At 67.6% G+C, this 21,785-nt stretch carries 22 protein-coding genes; 10 read left to right on the top strand and 12 right to left on the bottom strand.

All coding sequences use genetic code 11. The annotated features are described in order from the left end of the window. Position 1: 1 nt before the first annotated feature. A complete protein-coding gene (locus tag ABNK63_RS11855; protein ID WP_350015738.1) occupies positions 2-1,108 on the top strand; it encodes a hypothetical protein in 1,107 nt (368 codons plus the stop codon). Between the two features lie 51 nt (positions 1,109-1,159). Here the strand turns inward: ABNK63_RS11855 and tssA are convergent, their stop codons facing one another. The 4 genes from tssA to ABNK63_RS11835 all read right to left on the bottom strand — a co-directional run bounded on the left by tssA (position 1,160) and on the right by ABNK63_RS11835 (position 3,863). Continuing rightward, entirely contained in the window at positions 1,160-2,197 is a 1,038-nt protein-coding gene (gene tssA / locus ABNK63_RS11850) for a type VI secretion system protein TssA (RefSeq protein WP_040672965.1), read from the bottom strand. 187 nt (positions 2,198-2,384) lie between these two features. Then, positions 2,385-2,621, bottom strand: coding sequence for a hypothetical protein (locus ABNK63_RS11845; RefSeq protein ID WP_350015737.1), 237 nt, complete (start codon positions 2,619-2,621; stop codon positions 2,385-2,387). A gap of 169 nt (positions 2,622-2,790) precedes the next feature. Next, a complete protein-coding gene (locus ABNK63_RS11840; protein ID WP_007806417.1) occupies positions 2,791-3,075 on the bottom strand; it encodes a hypothetical protein in 285 nt (94 codons plus the stop codon). Positions 3,076-3,308: 233 nt separating this feature from the next. Further along, entirely contained in the window at positions 3,309-3,863 is a 555-nt protein-coding gene (locus tag ABNK63_RS11835) for an NAD(P)H-dependent oxidoreductase (RefSeq protein ID WP_007806418.1), read from the bottom strand. A 140-nt stretch (positions 3,864-4,003) separates the two neighbouring features. Here ABNK63_RS11835 and dapD point away from each other — a divergent pair, with 140 nt between their 5' ends. From dapD to ABNK63_RS11790, 9 genes are all read left to right on the top strand, one after another. Next, positions 4,004-4,831 (top strand): 2,3,4,5-tetrahydropyridine-2,6-dicarboxylate N-succinyltransferase, encoded by an 828-nt coding sequence (dapD, locus tag ABNK63_RS11830; protein WP_007806419.1) that lies wholly within the window; start codon positions 4,004-4,006, stop codon positions 4,829-4,831. After that, positions 4,828-5,184, top strand: a complete 357-nt coding sequence (locus tag ABNK63_RS11825; protein WP_007806420.1) for a Spx/MgsR family RNA polymerase-binding regulatory protein — start codon at positions 4,828-4,830, stop codon at positions 5,182-5,184. The genes dapD and ABNK63_RS11825 overlap by 4 nt, the downstream gene beginning before the upstream one ends. Before the next feature lie 31 nt (positions 5,185-5,215). Then, positions 5,216-5,683, top strand: a complete 468-nt coding sequence (locus ABNK63_RS11820) for a DUF2165 domain-containing protein (RefSeq protein ID WP_350015736.1) — start codon at positions 5,216-5,218, stop codon at positions 5,681-5,683. Positions 5,684-5,688: 5 nt separating this feature from the next. After that, positions 5,689-6,753: a VIT1/CCC1 transporter family protein gene (locus ABNK63_RS11815; protein ID WP_007806424.1), complete on the top strand. Its 1,065-nt coding sequence runs from the start codon at positions 5,689-5,691 to the stop codon at positions 6,751-6,753. A 64-nt stretch (positions 6,754-6,817) separates the two neighbouring features. Beyond that, positions 6,818-7,951 (top strand): succinyl-diaminopimelate desuccinylase, encoded by a 1,134-nt coding sequence (gene dapE, locus ABNK63_RS11810; RefSeq protein ID WP_350015735.1) that lies wholly within the window; start codon positions 6,818-6,820, stop codon positions 7,949-7,951. Between the two features lie 187 nt (positions 7,952-8,138). Beyond that, positions 8,139-10,073: a TonB-dependent receptor gene (locus ABNK63_RS11805; protein ID WP_350015734.1), complete on the top strand. Its 1,935-nt coding sequence runs from the start codon at positions 8,139-8,141 to the stop codon at positions 10,071-10,073. Positions 10,074-10,077: 4 nt separating this feature from the next. Continuing rightward, positions 10,078-10,731, top strand: a complete 654-nt coding sequence (locus ABNK63_RS11800) for a YfiR family protein (protein ID WP_350015733.1) — start codon at positions 10,078-10,080, stop codon at positions 10,729-10,731. Next, a complete protein-coding gene (locus tag ABNK63_RS11795) occupies positions 10,728-12,173 on the top strand; it encodes an ATP-binding protein (protein WP_350015732.1) in 1,446 nt (481 codons plus the stop codon). The genes ABNK63_RS11800 and ABNK63_RS11795 overlap by 4 nt, the downstream gene beginning before the upstream one ends. After that, positions 12,173-12,553 (top strand): response regulator, encoded by a 381-nt coding sequence (locus tag ABNK63_RS11790; RefSeq protein WP_350015731.1) that lies wholly within the window; start codon positions 12,173-12,175, stop codon positions 12,551-12,553. The genes ABNK63_RS11795 and ABNK63_RS11790 overlap by 1 nt, the downstream gene beginning before the upstream one ends. A 33-nt stretch (positions 12,554-12,586) precedes the next feature. Here the strand turns inward: ABNK63_RS11790 and ABNK63_RS11785 are convergent, their stop codons facing one another. From ABNK63_RS11785 to ABNK63_RS11750, 8 genes are read right to left on the bottom strand one after another with little or no spacing between them, the layout of a single operon-like run. Continuing rightward, positions 12,587-12,790: a Sec-independent protein translocase subunit TatA gene (locus ABNK63_RS11785; RefSeq protein ID WP_007806437.1), complete on the bottom strand. Its 204-nt coding sequence runs from the start codon at positions 12,788-12,790 to the stop codon at positions 12,587-12,589. 14 nt (positions 12,791-12,804) lie between these two features. Continuing rightward, positions 12,805-13,446, bottom strand: coding sequence for a nitrous oxide reductase accessory protein NosL (locus ABNK63_RS11780; RefSeq protein ID WP_350015730.1), 642 nt, complete (start codon positions 13,444-13,446; stop codon positions 12,805-12,807). Positions 13,447-13,458: 12 nt separating this feature from the next. Further along, complete coding sequence (locus tag ABNK63_RS11775; RefSeq protein ID WP_350015729.1) at positions 13,459-14,292, bottom strand: ABC transporter permease subunit; 834 nt, start codon at positions 14,290-14,292, stop codon at positions 13,459-13,461. Next, positions 14,289-15,218 (bottom strand): ABC transporter ATP-binding protein, encoded by a 930-nt coding sequence (locus ABNK63_RS11770; RefSeq protein ID WP_350015728.1) that lies wholly within the window; start codon positions 15,216-15,218, stop codon positions 14,289-14,291. Before ABNK63_RS11770 ends, ABNK63_RS11775 begins: the two co-directional genes overlap by 4 nt. Next, positions 15,215-16,477 (bottom strand): nitrous oxide reductase family maturation protein NosD, encoded by a 1,263-nt coding sequence (locus ABNK63_RS11765; RefSeq protein ID WP_350015727.1) that lies wholly within the window; start codon positions 16,475-16,477, stop codon positions 15,215-15,217. The genes ABNK63_RS11770 and ABNK63_RS11765 overlap by 4 nt, the downstream gene beginning before the upstream one ends. A gap of 54 nt (positions 16,478-16,531) precedes the next feature. Further along, complete coding sequence (nosZ, locus tag ABNK63_RS11760; protein ID WP_350015726.1) at positions 16,532-18,478, bottom strand: TAT-dependent nitrous-oxide reductase; 1,947 nt, start codon at positions 18,476-18,478, stop codon at positions 16,532-16,534. 34 nt (positions 18,479-18,512) lie between these two features. Then, positions 18,513-20,702, bottom strand: coding sequence for a 4Fe-4S binding protein (locus ABNK63_RS11755; protein WP_350015725.1), 2,190 nt, complete (start codon positions 20,700-20,702; stop codon positions 18,513-18,515). Beyond that, the gene (locus ABNK63_RS11750) at positions 20,702-21,769 is read right to left on the bottom strand and encodes an FAD:protein FMN transferase (protein ID WP_350015724.1); all 1,068 of its coding nucleotides are present in this window, start codon (positions 21,767-21,769) and stop codon (positions 20,702-20,704) included. Before ABNK63_RS11750 ends, ABNK63_RS11755 begins: the two co-directional genes overlap by 1 nt. Between the last annotated feature and the right edge of the window lie 16 nt (positions 21,770-21,785).

The raw sequence follows: 21,785 nt of genomic DNA, 5'->3' as shown, positions 1-21,785 counted from the left end.
CATGCTGAAGCTCGGCGCGGCCGTCCTGGTCGGATTGCTGGCGCCGGGGTGGGTTACACCACTCGCGGCGCAGCTTGCGCCGCGACTGACCGGAACGGCGATCCTGGAAGAGTTGGGCGCGGCGCAGCACGAATTGTCCGCTCGCGCAGCGGGCATGCCGGGTTCCAGCCTGGGTTCGACCAGCGAGCGCCTCGCCGCCATGAGCGAGGCCCTGCGCAAATCGCTCGGCAAGGAAACCGACAAGCCGATCGACATCATCGACGCCAAACCGAAAAGCAACGCCTATCGTGCCCATGCAGCCAGCCAGCGGGTGCAAGCGTTTCTGGCTGCCAGCAAGGGCTGCCTGGACGTCGACGCAAACGCGATGGCCGATGCGCTGGCGACCACGGTGGCCCAGCTTGCCGAAGCCTCGGAGGGGGCGAAGCTGCCGCCGGTTGTCGATGCTGTCGAGACCGCCGATCACCGACCGTTGTTCGTGTTGCGCAACACCCCCGGCAAGACCAGTTTCGCGCTGGTGGGCGCCAACCTGTTCGACGCGCAGTGCGAGGATCCCACGGTCACCGCCACCGATGCCCAGGGCAAGCCGCAGGCCGTGCAGCCCAAGGTGACCGGGGTCTCGCCCGCCCGGATCGAGCTGGAACTGCCCGCGGGCGCCAAGCTGGATCCTGGCAGCTACGTCCTCCACGTGGCGTCGAGGCGCAAGGCCTTCCTGTTTGGCTGCGGGGCCCAGCCCGACGCGGTGGCCGTGGTGCAGGTAGCCACCCCGGCGAAACTTTCGATCAGCTATGTATTGACCACCACGTGCCGTGCCGGGAATGGCAGCGAGAAGGTCGGGTCGCCCATCGCCGGTACCATGCCGGACTTTTCCGGCGGCACCACCGTTTCCAGGCAGGTGGACATAGGGACGTGCACCGATCCGCTGAGTTACACGATCAGCGCGGGAGTCACCTTCGCGGATGGCCGCACCACGACGGTGGGGCCAATCAGTCAGATCGCTTCGGCCGGCATCACCGCGGGACTGCCCGCCGGCCTGACCCTCAGCTGGGACCCGTCGGTGCGTCAGCTCTTCGTGCGATCCGGTGCGAACAGCTGCAAGGGCGTCTACTGAAGCCTGCCCCTGCAACTGCCGGGTCGGATCTGCGGCCGGCTCGTCCTCGGCCTATTCGTCTTCGGGCGTGCCGGAAACCACGCGCAGCTCCGAAATGCCGCCCGGGGCGAGATCCTTCAGCAGGTCCATGAAGTCCATGCCGACCAGTCGCTGGGCACGCCGCAGCAGCAGCGGCACCGGGCTCGACGGTTCGTTGCGCGAGTAGTAGTCACACAACTCGTCCAGCCGCCGCATGACGTCCTGCGGCCCGGAAATGGCACCGTTGGATGCGCGGGTGCCGCCGGTACCGCCTTCGCCGCCACCTTCGCCCGCGTCACCCTCACCGCCTGTGCCTTCCTGCGGGAGCCGCCGCGCCAGCTGGGGGTCCAGGAACTTCTTCAGCTCGTAGATATCGCTGAGCAGATTCTTGAGGTCCGGGCCGGCGGTACCGATGCGGTCGTTGAAGATGCCGTCGATGGCCTTGGCGCTCTCCAGTGACTGGCCGATGGCGGCAGTGACCGCCACCAGTTCTTCTTCGGAACAGTCCATGCAACAGGCTTCGATCTCGGTCAACGACGGGCCGGGTTCGCCTTCCGTCGTGACCTTCAGCGTCCCGTTGGCGATGCGCAGGTCGCGCAGGTCGAAACGGCCCATCCGCGGCGACTGCACGAAGGGTGTGGTGCGGAAATAGCGCAGCACACCCTGCAGGTCACCGAGTGGCACGACCGAATTGACCCGCATGGTCGGATCGTTGTCGTCTTCGGCATCCAGTTGCGGATAGACGGTGTCCCAGAAGTGTTCAAGCAGCCCGCGGATCAGGCTGAGCCCGGCGCTCCATCCACGCATGCCGGAGGTGCGCATCCAGGCGGTGGTGAGGTGGATGGCCGGACGCAAGTCCTTGGATCGGTGCAGCAGGGCCTCGGCCAGTTCGGCGACCTTTTCCCAGTCCGGCTCTTCCGCGGCCTTGACGTTGTCCCCGATGGCGCGTTCCGCCTTGGGTGCGGCGGCGCGTTCCAGCGCGAGGAATTCGGGGTCGTATTCCAGATCGTCACCCGACGGGGATTCATCTCCGATCGGTGCCAACAAAGACTCAAGATCATATTGCGTCATGGGTTTGCACCGCCTTCCAGGTGGGATCGCGCCATTATCACGAATTATCCACACAAAACCAGTCACCGGCGGCTTCAACACCATGCATCGTCGATCTGCGGGACGGCCCCGGGTGGTTGCCGAGGGCGCGCGGATCGGGCCACACGGCAGGACGGCATCGACGAAGTCGGCGTTCCGACGATTCCGACTATCCGGTGGTGCTGCGAGGGCGCCGTTTCCAGCGCACCCAGCGCCGTTCCATCCACAGCAGGGCGCGCCGCGTCGGGCGCCGCAGGAACGGCAGGTCCTGCGCCAGCAGCAGGAGACCCAGCGGCAGCATCCACAAGCCCAGCAGGGGCAGGATGCTGAAGATGCCGCCAACAATGAGCAGGATGCCCGCCGGAACGCGGATCCATCGAGACGAAGGTTCGCGCAGCCAGCGCATGCTTCGACTCAACGGCGCGGGCAACTCGCGTTCGAACCGGTCCAGCTGGCGGTTCAGTCGTTCTTCGTCTCGGTTGATCATGCCATGAGGGGTTCCGTCGACAAGCCGGATATCTTGCCGGAAAGCGTACTCCGGGCCGCGGGGTGATCGGCCTGGCGCATGTCGACGGCTATTCTTCCTCTTCCCCCGAAGCCGGTGCGACGTAATGGCTGTCTTCCGCATCGCGCGCATGACGGATGGCATTGCGCACGCGCAGATCCAGCCTGTCGAAATCCAGCACGACCTTGCCGGAATGAACATCCTTCACGGCCGATATCGGTATCACGAAGTCTCCGGCGTTCTCGATATAGACCAGCAGTTCGGGCAGGCCGCGCCTGATCTCCCGCACGGCACCGATGCCGTCGGCGCCATCGGTGATGAAGACCATCGAGCCTTGAGTGATCTGCTCGTGCATGGGGTTCCTCCAGGGGAGATGACGAAACGGTGCCCCTCGCACATTTCATGCAGGCGGGCCCGGATGCATCATGGACCCGCAGGGCGTCTCGTGACGGTGAAGGAGGTTCCCCGCATCGGCATGTCAGATGTGCCCGAACATCCGGGAGCCGGTGATGGCTCTTCACGCAGGAGACTGCAACGGTTCCCGGCAACGCCATGCGACGCGCGCGACAGGCGCGTCGCATGGGCGGCTCACCGCGCGAATCGCCTGACCCACGCGACGTAGTTGTCGACGAAGCCCTGCAGGAATTTCCGCGTTCCATCATTGCCGATGCTGCCATCCTCGCTGACAAGATCTTCCTTGAAGTGGATGAACACCTCCGGCTGGGCCAGTACGGGCATGTCCAGGTAGGCGAGCACGTTGCGCAGATGCTGCTGCGCCAGGGCGGTGCCGGTGGAACCGATCGAGGCGCCGATGACGGCCGCGGGCTTGCCGGCAAACGAGTTGGTGCCCCAGGGCCGCGAACCGATATCGATCGCATTCTTCAGCACGCCCGGAATCGAGCGGTTGTATTCGGGCGTGGCGAAGAGCAGGGCATCGACGGACTCGATGTCCTTCTTCAGTCGGGTGGCGGCAGCGGGGTAGGCCGCATCGAAATCCTGCGAGTACAGCGGCAGGTCGTTGATCTGGATGTGCCGGAAGGCGAGATCGTCGGGAGCCAGCTTCTCCACGGCCCGGGCCAGTCGGCGATTGAACGAATCCATGCGCAGGCTTCCCACCATCACGCCAATCTTGATCTGGTTCATTTCCGACTCCGTTGAGTGCTGTGAAACAATGGATGCGCCGTCGTCAAATACGGATGAACCCGGGCAGGCAAATGCCGATCCGGCCTGTATTCTTCGTGGCCCTACCGGCCAACCGTCATCATCTTCCGCGAAAGAACCCCATGCAAGCCATCCAAACCCTGATCGACGAAGCCTTCGAACGCCGCAACACGCTGAACCCGACCGAGATCGAGACCCGTCTGCGCCCCGCGATCGGCCAGGTCCTCGACCTGCTGGAGTCCGGCGAGCGCCGGGTGGCCGAGCCGGACGGCCACGGCGGCTGGACGGTGAACCAGTGGATCAAGAAGGCGGTGCTGCTGTATTTCCGCATCAACGACAACCGCGTGGTCGACGGTGGCCCGGCCCAGGCCTTCGACAAGGTGCCGCTGCGCTTCGCCCACGGCGACGACACCGAGCTGCAGCAGCTCGGTGCCCGCGTGGTGCCCGGCGCGCTGGTGCGCCGTGGCGCGCACATCGCCAAGGACGCGGTACTGATGCCCAGCTACGTCAACATCGGCGCCCATGTCGGCGCCGGCAGCATGATCGACACCTGGGCCACCGTGGGTTCCTGCGCGCAGATCGGTGCCGGCGTGCACCTGTCCGGTGGCGTCGGCATCGGCGGCGTGCTGGAGCCGCTGCAGGCCAACCCCACCATCATCGAGGACGGCTGCTTCATCGGTGCGCGCTCGGAAGTGGTCGAGGGCGTGGTGGTGGAGAAGGGCAGCGTGATCGGCATGGGCGTGTTCCTGGGCCAGTCCACCCGCATCTACAACCGCGCCACCGGCGAAGTGAGCTATGGCCGCGTGCCGGCCGGCAGCGTGGTGGTGGCCGGCAGCCTGCCCGCGAAGGACGGCAGCCACAGCCTGTACGCCGCGATCATCGTCAAGCAGGTGGACGAGAAGACGCGCGGCAAGACCAGCATCAACGAGCTGCTGCGGAGTGGCGAATGAACCCCGTGCTGCATGGACTTCCGAATTGCGACAGCTGCCGCAAGGCGCGCAACTGGCTGGCCCGTTTCGAGGTGGCGCACGACTTCGTCGACTACCGCGCCAACCCGGTGCCGGCGGCGACGCTGAAAGCGTGGGCGGCGCAGCTCGGCGGCTGGGACAAGCTGGTCAACAAGTCCTCGACCACCTGGCGCAACCTGCTGCCGCAGCGCAAGAACCCCGGCAGCGATCCGGAATGGACCCTGCTGCTGAAGGAATATCCCGCGCTGATCCGCCGTCCGGTCGTGGTGCAAGCCGACGGCACGGTGAGCGTGGGTTTCAGCGACAACGGCTTCAAGAAACTGTTCGGACGCTGAGATGCCGTTGCGGCTTTCCAGGATCGGGCTGATGGCGACGATCGCGCTGTGGCTGGCGCTGGTCGCCTTCGGCAACATCACCGATTACGGCAGCAACCTGGTCTTCGTGCAGCACGTGCTGGCGATGGACTCGATCTTCCCGGACGCCACCATCCACTACCGCGCGATCCATGCGCCGCTGCTGCAGCATGCGGCTTACGTGCTGATCATCGCCACCGAAACGCTGGCCGCGGTGCTGTGCGGGCTGGGGACGTGGCGCCTGTGGCGCGCACGCCGTTCACCGGCCGCGCAGTTCCATCGTGCCAAGCGCCTCGCCGTGGCCGGCCTCAGCGTCGGGGTGCTGCTGTGGCTGGGTGGCTTCATGGCGATTGGCGGCGAATGGTTCGGCATGTGGATGTCCAGCCAGTGGAACGGGCTGGACAGCGCGTTCCGTTTCGTCGCGGTGCTGCTGCTGGCGCTGGTCTGCCTGGGCCAGCGCGACGACGAACTCGACGACTGACAACAATGAGCACGCATCGCACCCGCCGCTTCCGCAGCAATCTTCGCATCGAGCGTGACAACGCCGCGCTGTACACGCGGCTGGCCGAGCTGGCCGATGATGCGCGACTGGGCCAGGCCTATCGACGCATCGCGGCGGGCGAGCAGGTCAATGCGCAGTTCTGGGAAGAGCGCCTGCGCGAACTGGGCGAGGTGGTGCCGCCGTCGCGGATCGGCTTGCGTGTGCGCACGCTTGGCTGGTTCGCGCAGCGCTTCGGTACCGAGTTCGTGATGCCTACCGTGGTGCGGCTTGAACACGCCGATCATGCCGTCACGCCAGTCGACCGCAGTGGCCATCGCGACCACTTTCCGTTGTCGCAGCCGGCCGGTCCGCACGGGTTGCGCCATCGCGCCCAGAGCGGCAACACCTTGCGCGCCGCCGTGCTCGGTGCGAACGACGGGCTGGTTTCCAACGTCAGCCTGGTGATGGGCATGGCCGGCGCCGCCTCGGGTGATCGCGCCGTGCTGCTGGCCGGTCTGGCCGGGCTGGTCGCCGGGGCATGCTCGATGGCGCTGGGCGAGTGGCTGTCGGTCAACAGTTCGCGCGAGTTCTACCAGGCCCGGATCACCGAGCGCGCCGAGCGCCTGGCGGTGGCGCCGGAAGACGGCCTCGAACACATCGCCGGCATCTATCGCGACAAGGGGCTGGAGCCGGCGGCGGCCGAGCACCTGGCCGAGCATGTGGCCGAAACGCCGCGCGCGGCGCTCGACATGCTGGTGCGCGAAGACCTGGGTGTCGATCCGGCCGAACTGGGCGGCTCGGCCTGGGGCGCGGCGATCTCCTCGTTCTGCCTGTTCGCCTGTGGCGCACTGTTTCCGGTCGCGCCATATTTCTTCCTCGGTGGCCACATGGCCATGCTGGCCAGCGCCTGCTCCACCGCCGCCGGGCTGGCCCTGATCGGCATCGGCACCTCGCTGTTCACCGGACGCAGCATGCTGTTTTCGATCACCCGCCAGTTCGGCATCACCGCCGCGGCCGCCGCGATCACCTACGGGGTAGGCCATCTGCTGGGCGTGGTGCTGACCGGCTGAGCAACCGGGCCGGGCGTGCTTGGTATGCTGCGGCTCCTGCCCTGCGTGACTATCGCGAGTGCCCATGTCCGACGTCTTCGAGCTTGCCTGTGACCTGATTCGCCGCCATTCGGTGACGCCCGATGACGCCGGTTGCCTGCCGCTGATCGGCGAGCGGCTGGCGCATGCCGGTTTCCGCGTCGAGTACCTGCGCTACGGCGAAGTCGACAACCTGTGGGCCAGCCATGGCGACGCCGGCCCGACGCTGGCGTTCCTCGGCCACACCGACGTGGTGCCCAGCGGGCCGGAAGCCTCCTGGCAAAGTCCGCCGTTCGAGCCGGCCGTCCGGAACGGACGTCTATACGGCCGAGGTGCGGCCGACATGAAGGGCTCGGTCGCCGCGATGGTGGTGGCGCTGGAGCTGTTCGTGGCGGCACATCCCGCACATCGCGGCCGGGTCGGCCTGCTGCTGACCAGCGACGAGGAAGGCCCGACCAACCTCGATGGCGTGCGCCGCGTGGCCGAACACTTTCGCGAACGCGGCGAACGCATCGACTGGTGCGTGGTGGGCGAACCGTCCTCGAAGGAACGGCTGGGCGACCTGATTCGCGTGGGCCGCCGCGGATCGCTGTCCGGCACGCTGGTGGTGCGCGGGGTGCAGGGCCACGTGGCGTATCCGGAAAAGGCGCTGAATCCGATCCACGCATTTGCCCCCGCGCTGGCCGAACTGGCTGCCGAGCGCTGGGACGAAGGCAATGCGGACTTTCCGCCCACCTCGTTCCAGGTTTCCAACCTCAACGCGGGCACCGGCGCCAACAACGTGATACCGGGCGAACTCGCCGCGCTGATCAACTTCCGCTACTGCACTGCCAGCCGCGCGGAAGACCTGAGCGCGCGCAGCGAGGCGATCCTGCATCGCCACGGACTCGACTTCGCACTGGACTGGAACCTCTCCGGCGAGCCCTTCCTCACGCCACCGGGTGGCGCCCTGCGCGAGACCGTGGTGGCGGTCTGCCGCGACCTGTGCGGCATCGATCCCGAGCAAAGCACCGGCGGCGGCACCTCCGACGGTCGCTTCATCGCCCCGATGGGGGCCGAAGTCGTCGAGCTCGGACCGGTCAACGCCACCATCCACAAGGTGGACGAGTGCGTGGACATCGCGGACCTGGATGCGCTGCCGGCGCTGTACCGGGCAGTGTGCGAACGCATGCTGGGATAGGCGCGGGGCGAACCTGTGGCACGGGGCGACGAGACGGGCGCCGCTGCGAAATGTGAAGAACCCATAGACACGGCGCCACGGGCATCGGCGGCATAATGTCGCCCGATGCCGGCATCCGGGGTGAGTCAGGTCGGTGGCAGGGGGCTTTCATGTGCTGTTCGGATTGTGCTTGCGAAAGGATGGCGACATGAGCTTGGAGAAGCGCGCGTGCCGGCGCGGCGCGATTGCGCTGGGCCTGCTGGCGCTGTCGGTCGACGTGGCCAGCGCCGTGGCGGTGCCGCAGGATCTCAGTCACCTTTCGCTGGAGGACCTGGGCAAGGTGGTGGTTTCCTCGGTGGCGAAGACCCCCGAGCCGCTGGGCGATGCCGCGGCGGCGGTCTACGTGATCGGTCACGACGACATCCTGCGATCCGGCGCCACCAGCCTGCCGGACATCCTGCGGCTCGCGCCCAACCTGGCGGTCTTCCAGACCAGCCCGAGCAACTACGTGATCACCGCGCGGGGTTTCAGCGGCAACAACGCCGCGCAGAATTTTCCCAACAAGCTGCTGGTGCTGATCGATGGCCGCAGCGTGTATTCACCGATCTTTTCCGGCATGTACTGGGATGACCAGTACGTGATGCCCGAAGACATCGAGCGCATCGAGGTCATCAGCGGTCCCGGCGGTGCGCTGTGGGGCGCCAACGCCGTCAACGGCGTGATCAACATCATCACCCGCAAGGCTGCCGATACCCGGGGCGGGGTGCTGCGCGTGGGCGTGGGCGACCGGCAGCGTGAGGCGTCCGTGCAATATGGCGGCGTGCTGGGACAACACGCGCATTACCGGGTCTACGCGCGGGACGTTCGCCGGGACTCGCTCGACGACAGCACCGGGCACGACGCGCGCAACGGCTGGAGCAATCCGCAGGTCGGTTTCCGGCTGGACTGGGATGGCGGCGCGGCCGATGCCGCCATGCTGCAGGGCGACCTGCACGATGGCCGCGTGGAGCAGGCTGGCGCACCCGACTCGCGCAGCAGCGAAGGCGACCTGCTGGCACGCTGGCAGCACGCGATCAGCGATACCTCGAGCTTCCAGCTGCAGGCCTATTACGACCATGTGCATCGTCGCAACGATGCCAGTGGCGACGGCTTCGCGCTCGACACCTGGGACATCGAGCTGCAGCACAATTTCGCGCTGGGCGAGCACAACCAGGTCGTGTGGGGTGCCGGCAACCGGAACTACCGCTACGACATCAAGCCGCGGATCAGTCCGGCCAGTTCGCTGCTGTGGAACCCGGCGGTGAACACGCAGAACCTGGCGAACGCATTCGTGCAGGACCAGATCGGGCTGGGCCCGCGCGTGCAGCTGACTCTTGGCCTCAAGGCCGAGGACGATCCCTACTCGGGCCTGTCGCTGATGCCCAGCGGAAAGCTGTCATGGAAGCCCGGGGGGAACGTGCTGCTGTGGGCAGCCGCTTCGCGCGCGGTGCGCACGCCCACGCCATTCGACCAGGATGTCATCGAGAAACTCGGCTCGACCACCTTCCTGGTCGGCAATCCGGATTTCAGGCGCGAGCAGCTGACCGCCTATGAAGCCGGCTGGCGTGCACAGGTGGCCACGCGGGCGACCGTGTCGGTGTCGGTGTACTACAACGTCTACGACGACCTGCGGACCATCGAATATTCGCCCACGCTGCTTCCACTGCTGTGGGGCAATGGCATGGAAGGCCATACCTTGGGGCTGGAAGCCTGGGGCAGCTACGCGGTCAGCGACTCCTGGCGCCTGGGCGCGGGCTTTGCCGCACAGCGGCAACGGTTGCGCTTCAAGCCGGGTGCGAGTGGCCTGCTGGGCTTGTCGCAGGCGGGCAATGATCCCGAGCGTCACGGTTTCATCCGCTCGGTGATGAACCTTTCCGAGCGCTGGACCCTGGTGGCCGAACTGCGCGGGGTCAGCGCCTTGCCGGACCCGAAGGTGCCCGGCTACGTGGAGCTCGACGCACGACTGGCCTGGCGGGTGAATGAGAAACTGGATCTCGCCCTGTCCGGCTCCAGCCTGCTGCACTCGTGGCATCAGGAATACGTGTTCCCGGACAGCGACCGCATCGGACGCAGCGTGTTGCTCGATGCCCGCCTGAAGTTCTGAGGACATGCCGATCCTGCCCCGCCGCGCCGCGTCCGGACATGCCCTGCGTGCCGTTGCCGCGTTGTGCGCGGGATCGCGCGTGGCGCGCGCCCGTGTCTGCGCCTGCCTGACCGCGCTGCTGGCGTACGCGATGGGCGCAGCGGCGGCGAACGCGGTGCAATTGCCACGACAGCCGTCGCCAGCGCCACCGGCGATCTCGCTGGAGTACGCGGTCAAGGCGACGTATCTCTACAAGCTCGCGCCCTTCGTCAACTGGCCGCCCGGCGAGTTCGTCGGCCCGGACGCAGCTTTCAGGATCTGCGTGGTCGGCGACGATCCGTTCCACGGCTTTCTGGCCGACGCGGTGGTCGGGCGCCGCTTCGGTACGCATGCCTTTGAAGTGCTTCGGCTGGACGCGCTGACGGCCGACGCTGGCTGCCAGATCGCCTTCATCGGCAAGCTGCCGGCGCAGACCACGCGGCAGGCGCTGGCGGCGGTGGACGGCAGCCCGGTGCTGACCGTGGTCGACTCCGCCACGCCGGATGATCAGGGCATCGTGCAGTTCGTGATACGGCAGGGCCGGGTCGGCTTCGAGATCAATACCTCCGCCGCCGCGCGCAACCATCTCACCATCAGCTCGAAGCTGTTGAGCCTGGCGCTTAAGGTCAATTCGCGATGAATGCCCACGCGAACCTCCAGGCCTACAGGTTCCGCCCGGTAATGCTGCTGGTCGCGGCTGGCCTGCTGCTGATCGCCGGCGCACTCGCGGCCGCCTACCAATACCATTCGGCGCGGGTCGAGCGGCGACATCAGCTGGTCACCCAGGCCAACATCCTGGCCGCCAGCGTGACTGCGGCAATTGCGTTCGATGATCGCGCGGCCGCGCAGGAATACGTGAACGCCCTGATGCTCGACCCCCGGCTGGATGCAGCGGCGGTGTACAACGAGGCGCATCGCCAGGTGGCCGGTTTCCAGCGGGCGGGCAGCGAGCCGATCGCCGACAGCCTGGCCGCCGACGGCCGCGCGCCGCACCAGCGGCAACTGGTGGAAGTGCCAGCGCGCCAGGGCGCCACTACCGTCGGTCGGGTATACCTGCGTGCTGCAGACACGCCGCTGATGGTGCAACTGACTCGCTACAGCGGCGTGGCGCTGCTCACCATCATGGCGGTGCTGATGCTTGCCGTGCTGGCGGTGGCCCAGGGCGTGCTGACCCGCGCCAACGATGCGCTGCATCGGCGTGCCACCGAACTGGCCGACGCCAACGAGCGGCTCAACATCGAGATGGCGCAGAGGGCACGGACCGAGGAGGCGCTGCGGCAGAGCCAGAAGATGGAAGCCATCGGCCAGCTCTCCGGCGGCATCGCGCATGACTTCAACAATTTGCTGATGATCATCAAGAGCAGTCTCACCCTGCTGCAACAGAAGCTGCTGCAGGGCGATCCGTCGGCTGACGGCACACCCGCCTCGCCGCCACGCGAACGCGGGTCCGATGATGGCCGCGAAGCGCGGGAACAGCGGATCAGGCACTACCTCGACGTGGCGCAGGACGGCATTGATCGGGCCGCCAGCCTGACCCAGCGCCTGCTCAGCTTCGCGCGGCAACAACCGCTGTCGCCGCGGTTGCTGCGGCTGGATGTGCTGGTTCGCGACATCCGCCCGCTGCTGGAGCATTCGGTGGGCAGCGGCGTGGAAATCGATTACCGGCTCGACTCGCATCGCCCTGTGTTGTGCGACGCGAACCAGATGGAGAACACGATACTGAATCTTGTCGTCAACGCGCGCGATGCGATGCCGGACGGCGGGCGCATCGTCATCGGCGTGGATGATCTGCGCATCGATGCCGACCATCCCATGGAGGGCCTGCCGGACGGCGACTACGTGCATCTGCGAGTGGTCGACAACGGCATGGGCATGAGTGAGGAGGTTCGGCGCAAGGCGTTCGAGCCGTTCTTCACCACCAAGCCGGTCGGCAAGGGCACCGGCCTGGGCCTCAGCACCATCTTCGGTTTCATCGTGCAGTCCCGTGGCCTGGCCAGCATCGACAGCGGGCCCGGCCGCGGCACCACCATCCACATCGTCCTGCCGCATGTTCCCGGCGAAGCGACTCCCGAGGTAGCGTAATGTCATCCCCCGACTCCTCCACCCCATGCATCCTGCTTGTCGAAGACGAGACCTTCCTGCGCGAACTGGTGATGGAAAACCTGCAGGACGCGGGCTACAGCGTCGTCGAAGCCAGCGATGGCAACAGCGGGGTCGAGGCCCTGAAATCCGATCTGCGCATCGACGTACTGCTGAGCGACATCAAGCTGCCCGACATCGACGGCTATACGGTCGCCCGGATCGGCAAGACGCTGCGTCCGGAACTGAGGGTGATCCTGATGACCGGTTACGCGCCATCGCCGCTGCCGGAGGCGCTGCAGGCACTGGTTTACCGCGTGCTGCAGAAACCGTTCTCGCTGAACACCCTGCCCGAGACCGTGGCGGCCGCGCTGGAGCACTGAGCGGACCACCATCCGGCGAGGGAGAGCGGCGTGTCAGCGCGGCGGCTTGTCGTCGGTGTCCAGTTGCGCCGCCGACGGAGCAGCGCGCTCCGGTTTGACCTCACCGAGCCCCTTGCGGAAATCGGCGATGGCGCCGCCGAGGTCGCGGCCGACGTTGCGCAGCTTGCCAGTGCCGAAGATCAGCACTGCCAGCACGAGCAGCACGATCCAGTGCGAAAAACTGTTCAGTCCGAGCATGGTGCGGATTCCTGTCATGGATGGGGGCGGGGATGCGCCGGCGAAGGCGCGGCTGGCGGATGGCTCGACAGGCCGAGCAACGGCGAGGGCGCGGCGAGGCATTGCAGCGTGCTGTGAGCGCCGGTGGCCTGGGCGGGGCAGCGGTAGTCCAGCGTGGCCACCAGTGCGGGCGTGATCTCCGCGAAGCCGAGCACGGCGCCGCCATGTTCGCGCACGAAGGCTTCGGCGACGGTGCGGCTGGCGAACGGCGCCAGGGTCGGCCCCATCGAACCGGCCAGCGGCTGCCAGGCCACGTAGGAGGCGGTGCGGGCGTCGATGAAGCTGGCGGCGGCGTGGGCGGGTTGCTGCCAGTCGATGCGCGTGCTGTCCTGCACGAACAGTTCCTGCAGCGCGGACTGGTTTTCCGGTTGCAGCACGTAGGCGAAAAAGTCGCGGGTGGAATCGAACACCAGCGGCTTGGCGCGGCCGCTGATCCAGGCCTCGGCACGCGGGCCGGGCGAGCCGTCCAGATACATGCCGCACACCGCGCAGGCGTCGTCCGGGTGGGTATCGACGGCGTGGTGTGCGGGTACGGGCTTGCCGCCGCAACCGGCGAGCAGGGCCAGCGTCAGCACGAAGGCGGCGCGGCGCAGGGGGGTGATCGGCGAGCAGGGCATGCGCGGAGTCCTTCAGATTTCCTTGCGCCGAAACGCGAGCATCGCCCACGCGAACGGCGCCACCGCCCAGCCCAGCAACAGCGCGTAGAGCAGGGCGGGCGGATAGACGTGGTGGGCGGTCATGCCGGTCAGCAGGTCGTTGCCGGCGCCGTCGCCCAGCGCGGTGAGGTTGACCAGGCGGAACACGTCGACCGGGTTGAACAGCAGCAGGTACGGATACACCGCGCGCTCGAGCGGGTTGCCGCCGCTGACCACCAGCAGCGTCAGCAGCGCGAGGTCGAACAGCACCACGCTGACCAGCCAGCCGACCAGCGCCAGTCCGGCGGCGCGGGACTTGTCGGCGGTCTGCACGCTGATCAGGCAGGCCAGTCCGACGAAACTGGCGCCGAGCAACGAGGCGCTGAGGATGAAGCGGCCGATCTGCAGCCACGCCTGCATCATCTGCTCCGGCGGCTGCATCCACTGCATGATCGCCACCGCCAGGCCGAAGCCGGCCAGCGTGGCCGCGGCCAGTGCGCCGCAGTGGCCGAGGAACTTGCCGGCCACCAGTTGCCCGCGCGAGAGCGGATAGCTGAGCATCAGGAGCAGGGTGCCGTCGTCGCGCTCGCCGACGATGCTGCCATAGGCAATCAGCAGGCCGATCAGCGGGATCACGAACGCGCCCAGCGTGGTCAGGCTGGCCAGCGTGGCGTCGAACGAAGTGAAGCCGACCCGGCCGGCGGCGGCGCTGCCGAACCAGGCGATGCCCAGCGCCAGCAATGCGAACAGCACGGTCAGCGCGATCGTCCAGCGGTTGCGGAAGTCGTCGCGGAATTCCTTGGCGGCGACGGTGAGGATCGGGTTCATGCGGCCACCTCCGCGGTGGATGGCGGGCCGGCGCCAAGCCAGTCGTAGAGTTGCGCCAGCGTCGGCTCGCGCACGTCGAGATCGATGACCGCCGGGTCGGCCAGCAGCTCGCGCAGCATGCGCAACTTGCCGGCGCGCGGCACCTGCAATTCCAGCCGGCCATCGGGGCGCGGCCGTGCCGACACGCCGCCGGCTTCCAGGCGCGCGAGCAGTTCGCCCGTCGCCAGCTCGCGCGACCGCAGCAACACCTGTGCCGGCAGCGCGGCCTGCTCGCCCAGCGCGTGCAGGCTGCCGGCGGCAAGCAACTTGCCCTGGCGCAGGATCAGCGCGCCGTCGATGTGCGGCTCCAGTTCGGCCAGCAGGTGCGAGGAGACCAGCACGCAGCGGCCGTCCGCGCGCAACTCGCCGACGATGCGGTACAGCTCGCGGGTGGCCTGCGGATCGAGGCCGGTGGTCGGCTCGTCCAGCAGCACCAGTTCGGGCGAGCCGAGCAGCGCCTGCGCCAGGCCGAGGCGCTGGCGCATGCCCTTCGAATACGTGCCGACGCGTCGGTCGGCGGCGTGCGCCAGGCCGACGCGTTCGAGCAACGTGGCGACCTGTGCGCGTGGCGCCTGCTTCAGTCGCGCCAGGTAGTCGAGCAGTTCGCGGCCGCTGAGGTTGCCGTAGAAGGTGGCGCTCTCGGGCAGGTAGCCGATGCGCCGACGCAAGGCATGCGCGCGCCACGGTGACTGGCCGAGCACCTGCAGTCGGCCGCCGCTGGGCGCGATCAGGCCGAGGATCAGTTTGATCAGGGTGGACTTGCCCGCGCCGTTGTGGCCGAGCAGGCCGATCACCTGGCCGCGCGGTACGACGGCGCTGATGCCGTCGAGTGCGGCAAGCTCGCCGTAGTGCTTGGCCAGCGCGTGGCATTCGATCGGGTGGTTCATGGCATGGCCGGGGAAGCTTTCATCAGCGGGTAGCTGTCCTGCACCGAGGGCGGCGTGAACACCGGGAAGGCGCGCTGCACGTAGCGCATCAGCAGCACCGAAGGGCTGGACATCAGGTTCCGCGCGGAGGGGTATTTCCACAGCAGCACGTCGACGCCGTCGTTGGGACGGAACGGCACGTCGCCGATGCCGTCGGCGTCAAGGTCCCAGCCCAGGTAATCGCTCCAGAAATTGCCGCGACCGTGCGCCGACCACTCCTGGGCGAGGTTCTGCACGTACTTCACCTGGATGCGGTTGTCCTCGAAATGGTTGCCCCACAACCGGTTGTGCTCCGAGCCGGCGGTCACGTGGATGCCGATCTGCGAGTCGGCGACGAGGTTGTCGTGGAAGTCGTTGAACTGCGACAGGTAGACGAACAGGCCCTTGCCCTCGGTGCCGTCGATGGTGCCGCCGGCGTCGTCGCTCTGGCCCTTGATGCGGTAGATGCGGTTGCCGGCGATCTCGCTGTGCGCGATGTAGTTGAGGAGGAAGCCGTAGGAGCTCTCGTCCTCGGAACTGTTGCCGAGCACCTTCAGGTGGTGCGAGGACATCAGCGCATAGCCGGCGAGGTTGCCGCGGCTGACATTGTCCAGCAGCAGGTTGTCCTGGGAATACATGTAGTGGACGCCGTAGCGCACGTCGTGCACCACGTTGCGCGCGATGGTGTTGTGCGAGCTGACATAGACGTAGATGCCGTCGCGCGAGTCGGCCACGTCGTTGCCCTCGATGGTGCAGCCGGTGTCGTTCCACAGGTGGATGCCGTCGCCGCGGTCGGCCACGCGCAGGTTGCGCATGCCGCGGATCACGTTGTGGGCCACGCGGACGTTGGCCGCGCCGTCGAGGTAGATGCCGAACAGGCTGTCCTCGATGCGGTTGTCCTCCAGCGTGACCTCGCGTGTCTGGCGCTCGACGAAGATGCCGGCGTTCGTCGCGGTGAGGTTGCTGCCGCTGTGGCGCAGGGTCAGTCCACGCACGGTCACGTTCGATGCACCGATGCGCACCACGTCGCCCGCGCCGCCGCCGTCGAGGATCGCACCGGGTTCGCCGACCAGGGTGACCGGCTTATCCAGCTTCAGGTGCACCGCATGCACGCCCGCGGGCACGCTGACCGTGGCGCCGGGCGGCGCCGCCGCCACGAGCTGTTCCAGCGACTCGTCCGCGTATGCCGGCAGCGCCAGCAGCGGCAGCAGCAGGATGGCGAGGCAACGAAGCGTATGCATGGCAGCGGCAGGTCGTGCCGTGCCGCCGCGTGTGATGCGGCGGCACGGCATGGCTCAGGCCTCGACCAGCATCCGCCCGCTCATCTCCATGTGCATCGCATGGCAGAAGAACGTGCAGTAGTACCAGAACACCCCCGCCTTGTCGGCAGTGAAGGTGGCCGAGGCGGTGGCGCCGGGGCTGATCTCCATGTTGATGCCGTAGTTGACGATGCAGAAGCCGTGGCTCACGTCCTCCACCGCGTCGATGTTGGTCACCACCACGGTCACCTCGTCGCCTTTCTTCACCTTGAAGCTGCCCATGCCGAAGATCGGCGCGGCCGAGGTCATGTACACGAACACCTTGCGGCCTTCGCGGATGACCTTGCTGTCGGACAGCACGTTGACGCCGTGCTTCTTCGCCATCGCCACCGTCTCGGCGAAGAACGGGTCCTCGCGGTCCCAGCTCTTCTTGACCTTGTCGATCAGCAGCCGGCGGTGCAGCAGGATCACGTCATGCGGCTCGGCGTAGACCGGGCCGTCGGCGACCAGCTTCATGGTGTCGCCGGAGATGTCGATCAGCTGGTCGTTGTCCGGATGCAGCGGGCCGGTGGGCAGGAAGCGGTCCTTGGAGAACTTGTTCAGCGACACCAGCCACTTGCCGTCGGCATCGCGGGTCTCGCCCATCGAGGTGTGGCAGTGCCCGGGCTGGTAGGCCACGTCGATCTTCTGGCGCAGGCAGTTGACCTTCTTGCCGTCGTGGGCGGCGATCGCGTCGGCGATGTTCCACTTGGCGATCTGGCTGTCGATGAACAGCGTGGTGTACGCATTGCCGCGGCCGTCGTAGGCGGTGTGCAACGGGCCCAGGCCCAGCTCGGGCTCGGCCACCACGGTGTCGCGCGGGTCCTTCAGCTTGCCGGCGAACCAATCGTCGATGCGGCTCCACTCCATCACGGTGACGGTGGGCGAGAGCTTGCCGTTGGCCACCACGTACTTGCCGTCGGGGCTGGCGTTGATGCCGTGCGGGTTCTTCGGAATCGGGATGTACAGGGTGAACGACGAACCGTGGCGGCCGTCCAGCACCGGCACCTTGGAGCTGCCGATGGTCTTGAACTTGCCGTTCTTCACCGCCTCCTCGATACGGGCGAGGTTGAACACCACCGCCCAGTCGCGCTCGGCCTGCATCGTGCCGGGCAGGTCCATGCCCTTTTCGCTGTTGTAGCAGGTGGAGATGGCGTACTTGCCGGCGTAGTCGGCCTCGGTGTTGTCCAGGTTGCCGTCCACCAGCACCTGCCAGGCAACCTCCATGGTGTCGCCGTCGAGGGCGCTGAACATGGTCTGGTACTTGGCCGGGTCCTCCAGGTCGCGGCCGTCGTTCGGTGCCGGGACCAGGAACTCGCCGTTGGCGAACACGTAGCCGGTGCGCGGTGCGCGCTGCACGCGCAGGCCGTGGATCGCCTGCACGTTGGGCACGTCGGTGATGCGGTCGGTGCGCATCACGTCGCAGCGGATGCGCGCGACGCGGGTATGCGCCTTGTCGTTGATGAAGATGTAGCGGCCGTCGTAGTGGCCGTCAGTCTGGCTCATGTGCGGGTGGTGGCAGTCGCCGCCGGGCGGGAAGTTCGGCCCCAGCACGCGCTTGCTCTCGTTGGTGACGCCCCAGCCGATGGTGAAGTCGGGGTTGAACACGGGGATGCGCATCAGCTCGCGCATCGAGGGCACGCCGACCAGGCGCACCTCGCCGGACTGGCCGCCGCTCCAGAAGCCGTAGTACTCGTCGAGCTGGCCGGGCGGCACGTGGTCGGAGGCCGCTTCGTGCTCGCCGTGCCCGCGCTGGCGCTCGCCATCGTGTCCGGCGGCGCCACCTTCCGCGCCACCGTGGTCCCCCTTGCGGCCGCAGCCCGCCAACGCCAGTCCCGCCGCACCGGCCAGGCCGACCAGCGCACTGTTCTTCATGAAGTTGCGACGCGCGGGGTCGGCGCCTTCCGCGTTTGCTTCGGGTTTGTTCTTCGATTCGTCGTGCATGGCTTCCATCCGCAGAGGCAGGTGACGTGTGGGATCAGTCGGCGACGGGCGCCGGCTCCCGGGTTTCCGGCGCGTTCGCCGGGGTAATCAGCGCGATCGGCGTGGGCAACGGCCGCGCGGCGCGTTCGCGCTTCTTGCGTTGCTGCACCATCGGCGGGCACTTGTGATCGTTGACGCGGGTGACCTGGCAATCCAGGCAGTAGTGGCATTCGTTGAAGTCGATGCGGCCATCCGCATGGATCGCCTTGACCTCGCACTCGTTGGCGCAGACCTGGCAGGGGCTGCCGCACTCCGGCCGCCGGCGCAGCCATTCGAACAGGCGCCAGCGCCCAGACACCGCCAGCCCGGCACCCAGCGGGCAGACGTAACGGCAATAGAACTTGTGGTTGAAGGCGGAGACGCCGGCCAGCAGCACTGCGTAGAGCACGTAGCTCCACGAGCGCGCGAAGTGCAGGGTGAACGTGGTCTTGAACGGCTCGATCTCGGCGTAGTGCTCGGCCGTGTTGAGCGACTGCAGCGACATGCCGAACAGCACCAGCAGGATGACGTACTTCAGCGCCCACAGCCGCTCGTGCACCGCCCGCGGGAACTCGAACTGCGGCACGTGCAATCGCTTGGCCGCGTTGTTCACCAGCACCTGCAGCGCACCGAACGGGCACAGCCAGCCGCAGTACACGCCGCGCCCGAGCAGCAGCAAGGTGGCGGCGACGAATACCCACAGGATGAAGATCAGCGGGTCCATCAGGAAGGTTTCCCAATGGAAACCGTGCAGCAGCGACTGGATGAAGGTGAAGATGTTCACCACCGACAACTGCGCCAGCCCGTACCAGCCGATGAACACCAGGGTGTAGATCAGGAAACCGGTGCGCACCCGTTCGAGCAGCACGGGCCGCGTCACCAGCCAGTCCTGGAACAGCAGGATCAGCGTCAGCACGGTCAGCCCGGCCAGCAGCACGGCGATGTCGATGCGGCGGCCGTACCAGATCTTCTGCCACAGCGCGGCGTCGGCCGGCAGTGCGCCGGACTGTGCCTCCGCGCCGCTTTGTGGCCGCGTGGTGTAGACCGCCGGCATGCGGTAATCGCGGGTGAAGGTGTGATAGATGCTCTGCAGCGGGCCGACCTGGCGGTTCACCATCAGCTGCAGCGTCCACGGCCGGGTCGCGTCGAAACCGCTGCCGCCGTTGCGCACGATGAAGATCGCCTGCTCGGCGAAGTCGGGCTTGCCGCGCAGCGGGGTGTCGTTCAACTGCACCAGGTCGGTGTCCTTGAACAGCACCAGCTTGCCATCCTGCAGCACGTGCACGCGGTCGAAGATGCCGCCGCGCACGTAGCCCACGCCCTTGAACGAGTAGATGCCGTTGGCCATCACCGCGATCGCCGAATCGCCGGGCTTGAGCTGCCTCATCAGGTCGGCGTGGGCGCTGGCGCCGAGCAGGTTGCGGCCCACCGTGGGCGGGGTGACGTCGGCGAAGTACAGGTCGATGAAGACATCGCCTTCGTGGCCGGGCGCCGGCGCGGTGGGATCGTCGACCAGGCCGCTCTCCGGCTGGCCCTTGAAGGCGTCGGTGATTGCCCGGCGCTTGAGCTGCAGGTGGCCGATCGCGCCGTTACCGGTCAGCGTGTCCCAGTCGGCCGGCTGGTAGTAGTCGGCGCGCACGGCGGCGACCCTGGCGTCGGTCTCGGTGGCGCCGGCGATCAGCTTGCGCGAGGCGGCCACCTTCAACGCCGAGTTCATGATCGTCTCGTTGACCACCATCGAGGTCACCGTGGCGCTGCTGATCGCGTCGATGCGCACGCTGCCGCTGGCGCCGCCGCCGACCACGATCTGGTCGTCCACGCGATGGCCGATGTAGCGCGCCACGAAGTCGTACAGCTTCTGCACCGGGATGCCGACCAGCAGGATCGGCTCGTGCTGCTCCAGCACGCGGGCGTCGCGGATGCTGCCGTCGGTGCCGATTGATACCAGCAGGTTGATCGGCGCACCCGAGTACGCGGGCACCGGCGCCACCATCACCGTCTCGAACACGTAGCCGATGATCTTGTCGCCCTGGTACACCGCGGCTGCCGGCGGTGTGCCCTCGATGTCGCCGTAGCGGGTGGCCTGCGGAAACACCTCGTGCAGCTGCGGGTGCTTCGCGTCGATGCCGGCCAGCGCGGCCGGTGCCAGCAACAACAGGCACAGCGCCAGCAGCAGGCGGGTGACGAGCGGGCGTGGCATGCGCATCACACGCGCTCCGCCGTGCCGGCAATCAGCGGCAGGTCGCGCGAGCGCCAACGCTGCCCGCCCGTGCGCGAGAACGCCAGCCACTGCTGATCCTGCGCGTCCATCAGTGCAGACAGGCGCGGCAGCTCCAGCGAGAACGCCGCCGTGCTCATGCCGTCGGCCAGCACCGAACGCTGCGCCATCACGGTGACGCTCGAATAGCTTTGCGGCGACCAGCCGGTGCGCGGGTTGACGATGTGGAACAGCCGCCGGTCGGCGGAGAAGAACACGCGGTAATTGCCCGACGTGGACAGCGCCGCGTTGCGCAGCTGCAGCACTGCCGCCACGCGGCTGACGTCGCACGGATCGACGATGCCGACGTTCCAGTGCCGCTGCGGGTCGTTGCCGCAGATCGCGTGGATGTCGCCACCGGCGTCGATCAGGCCATACTCGATGCCGGCGCCGCGCAGCGCGGCGATGCCCTGGTCGACCACGTGGCCCTTGGCGATGCCGTCCAGGGTGATCGCCATGCCCGGGCGCAGCAACCGCGCGCCGCGCGCATCGAGGGCGAGGTCGCGGTAGCCGACCAGCGCGTCGCGGCTTTCGGCCACGCGCTGCTCGTGCGCGTCGGTGGCCGCCGTGCCGCGCAGCGTTTCGAAGTAGCGCAGCACCGGCAGCACGGTCGGATCGAACGCGCCGTCGGTCAGCCGCGACAGCGACAGCGCCTGGCGCAGCACTGCATCCAGTTGCGCCGGCACCTGCGCCAGCTGGCCCTCGCGGTTGAGTCGCGCCAGCGGGCCGGCGGGATCGAAGCGGGTCAGCTGCGCCGCGGTCGCCGCCATGCGCGCGAACGCGGCTTCGATCGCCACGCCGGCGGCTTGCACGTCATCGGCCAGGCAGGTCACCGCCACCGAGGTCTGCATCAGCGTGCGCTCGCGGCGCACCTGCCACAGGTTCTGCTTGCGCTTGAGCACCGCCCAGCCGCCACCGGCCAGCAGGCCGCCCGCGATGGCGAGCTGGCCGGCCTGCTTCAGCCAGCGCCGGCGGTCGGGCGAACGCGGGTCGTCGGAAGCGGAGGGACGGTGCATGGGATGTCTCCCGGGA

This window comes from Rhodanobacter sp. IGA1.0 (assembly GCF_040208325.1).
In the GTDB taxonomy this organism is placed as follows: Bacteria; Pseudomonadota; Gammaproteobacteria; order Xanthomonadales; family Rhodanobacteraceae; genus Rhodanobacter; species Rhodanobacter spathiphylli.
The sequence above is the reverse complement of the archived record's forward strand: the minus strand, read 5'-3'. Positions and strand labels throughout refer to the sequence as shown.

Bases quoted from the DNA above. Each gene is read 5' to 3' on its own strand.
- ABNK63_RS11855 (WP_350015738.1), top strand. From the start codon at position 2: ATGCTGAAGCTCGGCGCGGCCGTCCTGGTCGGATTGCTGGCGCCGGGG.
- tssA (WP_040672965.1), bottom strand. From the start codon at position 2,197: ATGACGCAATATGATCTTGAGTCTTTGTTGGCACCGATCGGAGATGAA.
- ABNK63_RS11845 (WP_350015737.1), bottom strand. From the start codon at position 2,621: ATGCGCTGGCTGCGCGAACCTTCGTCTCGATGGATCCGCGTTCCGGCG.
- ABNK63_RS11840 (WP_007806417.1), bottom strand. From the start codon at position 3,075: ATGCACGAGCAGATCACTCAAGGCTCGATGGTCTTCATCACCGATGGC.
- ABNK63_RS11835 (WP_007806418.1), bottom strand. From the start codon at position 3,863: ATGAACCAGATCAAGATTGGCGTGATGGTGGGAAGCCTGCGCATGGAT.
- dapD (WP_007806419.1), top strand. From the start codon at position 4,004: ATGCAAGCCATCCAAACCCTGATCGACGAAGCCTTCGAACGCCGCAAC.
- ABNK63_RS11825 (WP_007806420.1), top strand. From the start codon at position 4,828: ATGAACCCCGTGCTGCATGGACTTCCGAATTGCGACAGCTGCCGCAAG.
- ABNK63_RS11820 (WP_350015736.1), top strand. From the start codon at position 5,216: ATGGCGACGATCGCGCTGTGGCTGGCGCTGGTCGCCTTCGGCAACATC.
- ABNK63_RS11815 (WP_007806424.1), top strand. From the start codon at position 5,689: ATGAGCACGCATCGCACCCGCCGCTTCCGCAGCAATCTTCGCATCGAG.
- dapE (WP_350015735.1), top strand. From the start codon at position 6,818: ATGTCCGACGTCTTCGAGCTTGCCTGTGACCTGATTCGCCGCCATTCG.
- ABNK63_RS11805 (WP_350015734.1), top strand. From the start codon at position 8,139: ATGAGCTTGGAGAAGCGCGCGTGCCGGCGCGGCGCGATTGCGCTGGGC.
- ABNK63_RS11800 (WP_350015733.1), top strand. From the start codon at position 10,078: ATGCCGATCCTGCCCCGCCGCGCCGCGTCCGGACATGCCCTGCGTGCC.
- ABNK63_RS11795 (WP_350015732.1), top strand. From the start codon at position 10,728: ATGAATGCCCACGCGAACCTCCAGGCCTACAGGTTCCGCCCGGTAATG.
- ABNK63_RS11790 (WP_350015731.1), top strand. From the start codon at position 12,173: ATGTCATCCCCCGACTCCTCCACCCCATGCATCCTGCTTGTCGAAGAC.
- ABNK63_RS11785 (WP_007806437.1), bottom strand. From the start codon at position 12,790: ATGCTCGGACTGAACAGTTTTTCGCACTGGATCGTGCTGCTCGTGCTG.
- ABNK63_RS11780 (WP_350015730.1), bottom strand. From the start codon at position 13,446: ATGCCCTGCTCGCCGATCACCCCCCTGCGCCGCGCCGCCTTCGTGCTG.
- ABNK63_RS11775 (WP_350015729.1), bottom strand. From the start codon at position 14,292: ATGAACCCGATCCTCACCGTCGCCGCCAAGGAATTCCGCGACGACTTC.
- ABNK63_RS11770 (WP_350015728.1), bottom strand. From the start codon at position 15,218: ATGAACCACCCGATCGAATGCCACGCGCTGGCCAAGCACTACGGCGAG.
- ABNK63_RS11765 (WP_350015727.1), bottom strand. From the start codon at position 16,477: ATGCATACGCTTCGTTGCCTCGCCATCCTGCTGCTGCCGCTGCTGGCG.
- nosZ (WP_350015726.1), bottom strand. From the start codon at position 18,478: ATGCACGACGAATCGAAGAACAAACCCGAAGCAAACGCGGAAGGCGCC.
- ABNK63_RS11755 (WP_350015725.1), bottom strand. From the start codon at position 20,702: ATGCGCATGCCACGCCCGCTCGTCACCCGCCTGCTGCTGGCGCTGTGC.
- ABNK63_RS11750 (WP_350015724.1), bottom strand. From the start codon at position 21,769: ATGCACCGTCCCTCCGCTTCCGACGACCCGCGTTCGCCCGACCGCCGG.